The sequence below is a fragment of the Kamptonema sp. PCC 6506 genome, from assembly GCF_000180455.1.
In the GTDB taxonomy this organism is placed as follows: Bacteria; Cyanobacteriota; Cyanobacteriia; order Cyanobacteriales; family Microcoleaceae; genus Kamptonema; species Kamptonema formosum.
This window is the reverse complement of record NZ_CACA01000243.1, coordinates 37,835-44,283: the sequence shown is the minus strand read 5'-3', so window position 1 is coordinate 44,283 and position 6,449 is coordinate 37,835. Positions and strand designations below refer to the sequence as shown.

The following is a 6,449-nucleotide window of genomic DNA, read 5'->3' as shown; positions in this document are numbered from 1 at the left end:
GATTAGCAATTAGCAATTAGCGATTAGCAATTAGCAATTAGCAATTAGCAATTACCAATTAGCAATTAGCAATTACCAATTACCAATTACCTATCTACTTCCACCCGCAGACTCATCTTTTGGTGGATTATCTTGTCTCTGGGCGTAAATATTTCCTGATTTTTCAATTAATCTTGAATCTCGTTGCTTTGATATAATGTCATTACGAGGAACCGATTTAAGAACTGTCGAAGCTTCAGCGACTAAGGGGTGCGCGATGACTACCCTGGCTGAAGGCATCGCAATTGCTAATGCTGCGGTTCCGGTCAAAAATAGAGAATGCACTCTGGAAAAACTTAGCTTCATCTCCATCACCAAGAGAAAGCGGTCTATGTTTTTCAATATTTCACGGCAATCGAGCTCAATGTTTGTCTGTGTAGTTAAAACTCACAAGGTAAGAGGAAAAGATAGCTGCATACACATCTGTGAATCTGCCTACACAAAGACACTACTTTTTTACTTAGGGGGCTAGCTTAAGAGTAAATGGCTAATGGCTAATGGCTAATTGGTAATTGGTAATTGGGATACACAGATTTTACAGATTCCTCTGATTTCACAGACTAAACGATCGTGACTCTAACTAATCCGTGTAATCCGTGTAATCGGTAAAATCCGCGATCGTAACTGGTAATTGGGAGGAAAGTTAAATGATTAATAAGTGAAATTAGTTGCTTTATTGCTGATTTATGGTTGTATTTAACCGTACAAAATTCCCTATAAAACTAAAATATTTAGCAATACACTAGCATTAACTATAGGAAGCAAAGATGAATCAATTAGAGTTCACGAAAGCATTTACAGCTTTGACACCAAGACAGCAAGAAGTGTTGTTAAAAGTTTTAGCTGGTGAAAAAGATGCAGATATTGCTGCTTCGTTACATATCACCAAAGAAACTGTGAGAAAACATATTGAAAATATTTGCGAAGCCTTTGGTTTGAGATATCAACAAGATCATGGCTTATCGCACCGCCCTAATTTAATTGCTCTATTTGCTAAATACAGACCGGAATTATTTAGCCGTTATCCTCAAAATAGCAGAAATAATACTCAAGTTTTGCTCAGCTACTACCGTAGTTTTGAACTAGATTTAGGTTTAATATCGCAGTTAGATGCGGCATTAAAAGCTAATGGGTGTAGAGTCTTTCAAGCTGGCAGTAATCTGCGAATGGCAAAAAACGGCCCACAGCAAATTTACGCAGAATTGAATCAAAGTGATTATTTATTGCTACTTTTATCGCCGCTTTCAGCTTGCAGCGAGATGGTGACAGAAGAGGTAAGGACTGCCAAAACTCTGCAAGGTTCGCGGGAGGGCAAACCTGTAATTATTCCGATTCGGATTAATTGCCCTTTTAGTTTACTAAACCATGATTTACGTGGCTATCTTCAGGGAATTAATGATTATGAGTGGTTGAAACCTGATGATACAGCAAAAATTGTCACGAGAATATTAGAAGTGATATTAGGCAGCAAAAGGCAAGAGGAAAAAGTAGTAGATAGCGGCTTAAATTCGTCTACAAATCAAGAGAAAGGAAGAAATTTAGAAACGCCAACAGCTTTCCCGATAGTTTATGCTTTGACTCCAAATTACCCACCACAACCAATAGCAGAACCGGAGTTACCGAGAGGACAAGTCGAGTTAGCTTCTGCGTTTTATGTGGAAAGACAAGGAATTGAAGATCGTTGTTATGAGGCGATCGCGAAACCAGGTGCATTAATCCGCATCAAAGCGCCTCGCCAGATGGGAAAAACTTCTCTAATGGCGAGAATTCTTCGCCGCGCCGAGTTGCAAGACTTTGCCGTAGTCCCTTTAAGCTTTCAGTTGGCAGATAGTAAAGTTTTTACCGATTTAGAACAGTTTTTGCGGTGGTTTTGTGCAAATGCTGCTTTGCAGCTAGATTTGCCGGATCGCTTAGCTGAATATTGGAATGGGATTTTTGGTGCTAAAGTAGCTTGTAAATCTTATTTTGAAAGATATTTGCTAGCAAATATTACAACTCCTTTAGCTTTAGGTTTAGATGAAGTAGATGTAGTGTTTAGATATCCTGAATTAGCCGCTGATTTTTTGGGATTGTTGCGTGCGTGGCACGAGGAAGCTAAAAATCGGGATATTTGGAAAAAATTGCGTTTAGTTGTCGTACACTCTACAGAGGTTTACGTGCCGATGGATGTCAATCAATCGCCATTTAATGTAGGTTTACCGATTGAGTTGCCGGAATTTAAACCGGAACAAGTGAAAGAATTAGCATTGCGGCATGGGTTGGCTTGGGGTGCAAAAGAAGTTGAGCAATTAATGGCAATGGTGGGAGGACATCCTTATCTGATTAGGTTGGCTTTCTATCACATTTCCCGACAGGAAATAACTTTGTCAGAATTGTTAGCAACAGCACCGACTGATGCGGGACTTTATAGCGATCATTTGCGGCGGCATCTGTGGAATTTAGAACAGCATCCAGACTTAGCAGCCGCTATAAAAAAGGTGGCAGATAGTGCTAGTCCAGTGCAACTAGAGTCAATGCAAGGTTTTAAGTTGCATAGTATGGGATTAGTGGAGTTTCAAGGTAATCAAGTAAGGCCCCGCTGCAATTTGTACCGCAATTATTTTAAGGTGCGTTTAGGAAATGAATAATTAAAAAACTAGAGATAAAAAGTTGACATGAGATATGAAGTCAATTTAGAATATACTTATCAAGTTGGGGGCTGCTTGCCGCTAGATGCACCAACTTATATCACTAGAAAAGCCGATATTGAGTTAATGGAAAGTTTGAAAGCCGGAGAATTTTGTTATGTGTTAAATTCACGCCAAACTGGAAAGTCTTCCTTGCGAGTTAGAACGATGCAAAGGTTGCAAGCTGAAGGTTTTGCCTGTGCAGCAATTGACTTAACGGCAATTGGCAATCGCAATATTGAAGCTCACCAATGGTATGCTGGTTTAGTTTATAGTTTAGCTAATGGTTTTGATATTTTAGATCGGTTTGATGTCAGTCGCTGGTGGTGCGATCGCGAACTACTTTCTCCCGTGCAAAGGTTTAGTCAGTTTCTTGAAGAGGTGCTGTTAAAAGAGGTTGCTCAAAATTTAGTCATTTTTATTGATGAAATTGATAGCATTCTCAGCTTGAACTTCCTTCCTGACGACTTTTTTGCTGCGATCGAAGCTTGCTATAATAGACGTGCAGAGGAGGTAAAATACAGGCGACTTACTTTTACAATCTTGGGTGTGGCAAACAAGAGCGATTTGATAATTGACAAACATCGGACGGCAATTTTTAGTATTGGTAGAGCTATTCATTTAGAGGGTTTTCAGTTGCAGGAATGCCAGCCTTTAGCCGCTGGGTTAGCTGAGAAATTAGAGAATGCTGAGAATGCGATCGCAGAGATATTATCTTGGACGGCAGGACAACCATTTCTAACTCAAAAGCTATGCAAACTATTAATACAAAAACTTCTGAATAATTGTCAATCCCGAATCCTAAATTCTCCAACTGAAGTTTCTGAGTTGGTAAATTATTTAGCCATTAATCAGATCGTAGAAAACTGGCAAGGACAAGATGAGCCAGAGCATTTAAAGACAGTGCGCGATCGCGTACTCAGAAAATCAGATCGACCTAGCCACCTGCTAGAATTATATCAGCAAGTTTTGCAAAACAAACAAATTGTTGTTGATGATAGTTCTGAGCAATTAGAATTGAGACTTTCAGCATTAGTAGTCAAACGTGAAGGAAAGTTGGAGGTTGCTAACCGGATATACAAATCAGTTTTTAACATTAATTGGGTGGAAGAACAATTAGCACTTATGCGCGAGAATGCCCTTCCCATTTTTAATTCTTAATTTTTAATTATTAATTGCTTATGCCCTATAGCTTGGTTTTAAACTTATTGCCATCTTCGCCAATCCCACCCCAATTTTTGACTGGGCGGCATCTTCATGCTTTGTTCTTAAAATTAGTAAGTGCAGTAGATACTGATTTAAGTGCTTATTTGCACGATCAAGCTAATGAAAAAGCTTTCACCCTTAGCCCCTTACAAGTATCTAAAAAAGAAGGGCAAAAAATTAAGATAATAGGGGAAAATAAGAGAATCGATCCTCTAGGTTCTAGGACTTTACAGTGGGAATACAAACAAGTAATTAGCGGAAATACACCGATTTGGTGGCGTATTTCTCTTTTAGATGATAGTTTATTCGCCCGCCTGACTCAACTTTGGTTGCACCTAAATTTCGATCGCCCTTGGCATCTCGGCCCCGCAGATTTACACATTACTAGCATCTTAGCAGTACCGCAACCTGCCCAGCCTTGGGTGAATGCGATTTCCTATACACAATTATACGAGCAAGCTTCAGCAGAAGAACGGCAAATTGCTTTTAGTTTCTGCACTCCGACTAATTTCCGTCAAGGTCAATACGATACACCGATGCCAACTAGAGACACTATTTTTGGTAGCTTGCTAAATCGCTGGAATAAATATAGCAATATTCCTCTAGATCGTACTATTATCGAGCCTATTTTTCCCAGCTTTTTTGACATTCATACTGAAATGTTAGCTGATTCTCGCAGTAAATTTATTGGGTGTGTCGGCGAAGTTAGCTATCGAATTATGGGCGATGTTGAGCCGCTAAAGATTAAACAAATTAATGCCTTAGCAGATTTTGCTCTCTATAGCGGAGTGGGGAGGAAAACACCGATGGGTATGGGAATGGTACGGCGGCTGCAAGAGTTCAGTAATGCTAACGGTTACAGAATGTAAGATTACCGCGACCATCTGGATTTCCATTAGAAATCCACCCTTTCAGCGGGGATTCAATTTCAATCCAGTTAAGATTTTCCACTGTTCTAATGATTACTGGAACGTCTGTAGGTTTGACTATTTCTCCATTCCTGACTCGCCCTACTAGACGAGACTTAGTGGTAGCATCTGAATGAATTGCTAAACCATCTTGCGCTGAGGAATTGACACGGTAACAGGGGTTTTCAGCCAGAGATATTTTCATGGCTATGGCGGTGACAGTAGCTTTAAAACTGCCATTAATCCAACAGCCGTATTCTATCTCTCCTGAACCTATGGTATTAACATCGCGGCTGACTCTATACCAATAAGTCTCTAATTGTCTTTTCTCTGTATGGGGAGTATCAACCTCTCCAAAGCACTGATTTTGCAGTTCCATTCCTAACCCTAAATCCATATTAGATAGCCCAAACTCTAATCCTGCATCTTTGAGGTTTTCCCAAGGTTGCCACAAACTCCAACCTCGTTGAGAGATATTAGTAGGGCCATTTGGATTGTCTGGATTCGCTTTAACAGGTAAGGAGGAAATTATTAAGGTGGCGATAGCTGAAATCGCTAGAGTTGAGGGAAATAAATTGGGTAATTTCATGGTAATTATCTTGTCTAATCCCGTTAGACCTCAAAGGTTAACGGGATGAAAAAATTAGTAGATTGTAAGATTGAGCAATTAGTTAGTTAGTTGAGGATGATTGTATCTGTTGTACCTGTAACCAAGCGGCTAAATCTGCTACATTAGAGAAGTCAAGCAGCGCTTCTCCCAAGTTTTCTAATTGAGGGATTGCTAATCTTTGAATCTGTTCGCTTAGTTGTGGTTCTAACTCCCCAAAACGCCGTGAAATCTGGCGTTGTAGAATTGCTACTTCTCCTCGCTGCATACCTTGTTGTACACCTTGTTGTACACCTTGTTGCAGAATATCTTGATAGGTGACTGATTCTCTCATAATATCCTCTCTGAATAATTGACGAATCAATTTTTTCTCAAACCGTAGACCAGCTAGGACGAAAACACAAGCTGAGATGTTATTCCGTTGCTCTGTTTCTTCAATGATAGCAACTTGCTGAGCAACTTGCTCTAATAAAGTATTAGGGTTGTCGCTTTGAGCTAAAGCAGCCAGGGGTAAAAGTTCTGGTGTAACTAAAAGTGGAGCGGGATTTTGTTCCCACATCCGAATAATTCGATAGCGGTGTGTCGTATAATTATCTTGATATTGATTCTGCAATACTAATTCTGAATTAGTACGTTTGAGGAAAATAACTACCTGTTCAATAGGTAAGCGATATTTCCTTGTTAATATAGCTTTATATTCAAGCATCCGCAAGGGAATTGGCGGATTTGAATAGGGTACTGTTTGAAATTCTAGATGCAGAATTTGGTTATCAGTTTGTAGCAAAACAAGAGCATCTGCCTCAATCGGTTCGGGTATAATTTCGGTTTTAAGTACCCGGATATTTTCCGGTTCTGTATTTAGTAGCCAGCGGACAAATGAGGCTGGAGATTTTTCGGCGAGATATTTACAAGTGTTGTCGTACATGACTCTACAATCGATTTTTACACAACTCAATTCCAAAGATTAGGTTAGTTGTTATCTCTACTGATAACTCCGCTGGCTTTTTGATACTAGAGCAACTT

The 6,449-nt window shown here is 39.6% G+C and carries 6 protein-coding genes; 3 read left to right on the top strand and 3 right to left on the bottom strand.

Going from position 1 to position 6,449, the window contains the following annotated elements:
- Window positions 1-90: 90 nt before the first annotated feature.
- Window positions 91-381 carry a hypothetical protein gene (locus tag OSCI_RS12615; RefSeq protein ID WP_148288842.1) on the bottom strand — a complete coding sequence of 97 codons (291 nt, stop codon included), beginning with the start codon at window positions 379-381 and terminating at the stop codon, window positions 91-93.
- 425 nt (window positions 382-806) lie between these two features.
- On the opposite strand from OSCI_RS12615, the gene OSCI_RS12610 reads away from it, so the two are divergent.
- From OSCI_RS12610 to cas6, 3 genes are read left to right on the top strand one after another with little or no spacing between them, the layout of a single operon-like run.
- Complete coding sequence (locus OSCI_RS12610) at window positions 807-2,666, top strand: AAA-like domain-containing protein (protein WP_007355345.1); 1,860 nt, start codon at window positions 807-809, stop codon at window positions 2,664-2,666.
- A 27-nt stretch (window positions 2,667-2,693) separates the two neighbouring features.
- Window positions 2,694-3,866 (top strand): AAA-like domain-containing protein, encoded by a 1,173-nt coding sequence (locus tag OSCI_RS12605; protein ID WP_007355344.1) that lies wholly within the window; start codon window positions 2,694-2,696, stop codon window positions 3,864-3,866.
- Between the two features lie 20 nt (window positions 3,867-3,886).
- Window positions 3,887-4,780: a CRISPR-associated endoribonuclease Cas6 gene (gene cas6 / locus OSCI_RS12600; RefSeq protein ID WP_007355343.1), complete on the top strand. Its 894-nt coding sequence runs from the start codon at window positions 3,887-3,889 to the stop codon at window positions 4,778-4,780.
- On the opposite strand, the gene OSCI_RS12595 is transcribed toward cas6, so the two are convergent.
- Complete coding sequence (locus tag OSCI_RS12595) at window positions 4,761-5,408, bottom strand: SH3 domain-containing protein (protein WP_007355342.1); 648 nt, start codon at window positions 5,406-5,408, stop codon at window positions 4,761-4,763. The genes cas6 and OSCI_RS12595 overlap by 20 nt on opposite strands.
- Window positions 5,409-5,490: 82 nt before the next feature.
- Complete coding sequence (locus OSCI_RS12590; protein WP_007355341.1) at window positions 5,491-6,351, bottom strand: DUF4351 domain-containing protein; 861 nt, start codon at window positions 6,349-6,351, stop codon at window positions 5,491-5,493.
- Window positions 6,352-6,449 lie beyond the last annotated feature (98 nt).

Coding starts and splice junctions, on each gene's coding strand:
- OSCI_RS12610 (WP_007355345.1), top strand. CDS start 807: ATGAATCAATTAGAGTTCACGAAAGCATTTACAGCTTTGACACCAAGA.
- OSCI_RS12590 (WP_007355341.1), bottom strand. CDS start 6,351: ATGTACGACAACACTTGTAAATATCTCGCCGAAAAATCTCCAGCCTCA.
- cas6 (WP_007355343.1), top strand. CDS start 3,887: ATGCCCTATAGCTTGGTTTTAAACTTATTGCCATCTTCGCCAATCCCA.
- OSCI_RS12595 (WP_007355342.1), bottom strand. CDS start 5,408: ATGAAATTACCCAATTTATTTCCCTCAACTCTAGCGATTTCAGCTATC.
- OSCI_RS12605 (WP_007355344.1), top strand. CDS start 2,694: ATGAGATATGAAGTCAATTTAGAATATACTTATCAAGTTGGGGGCTGC.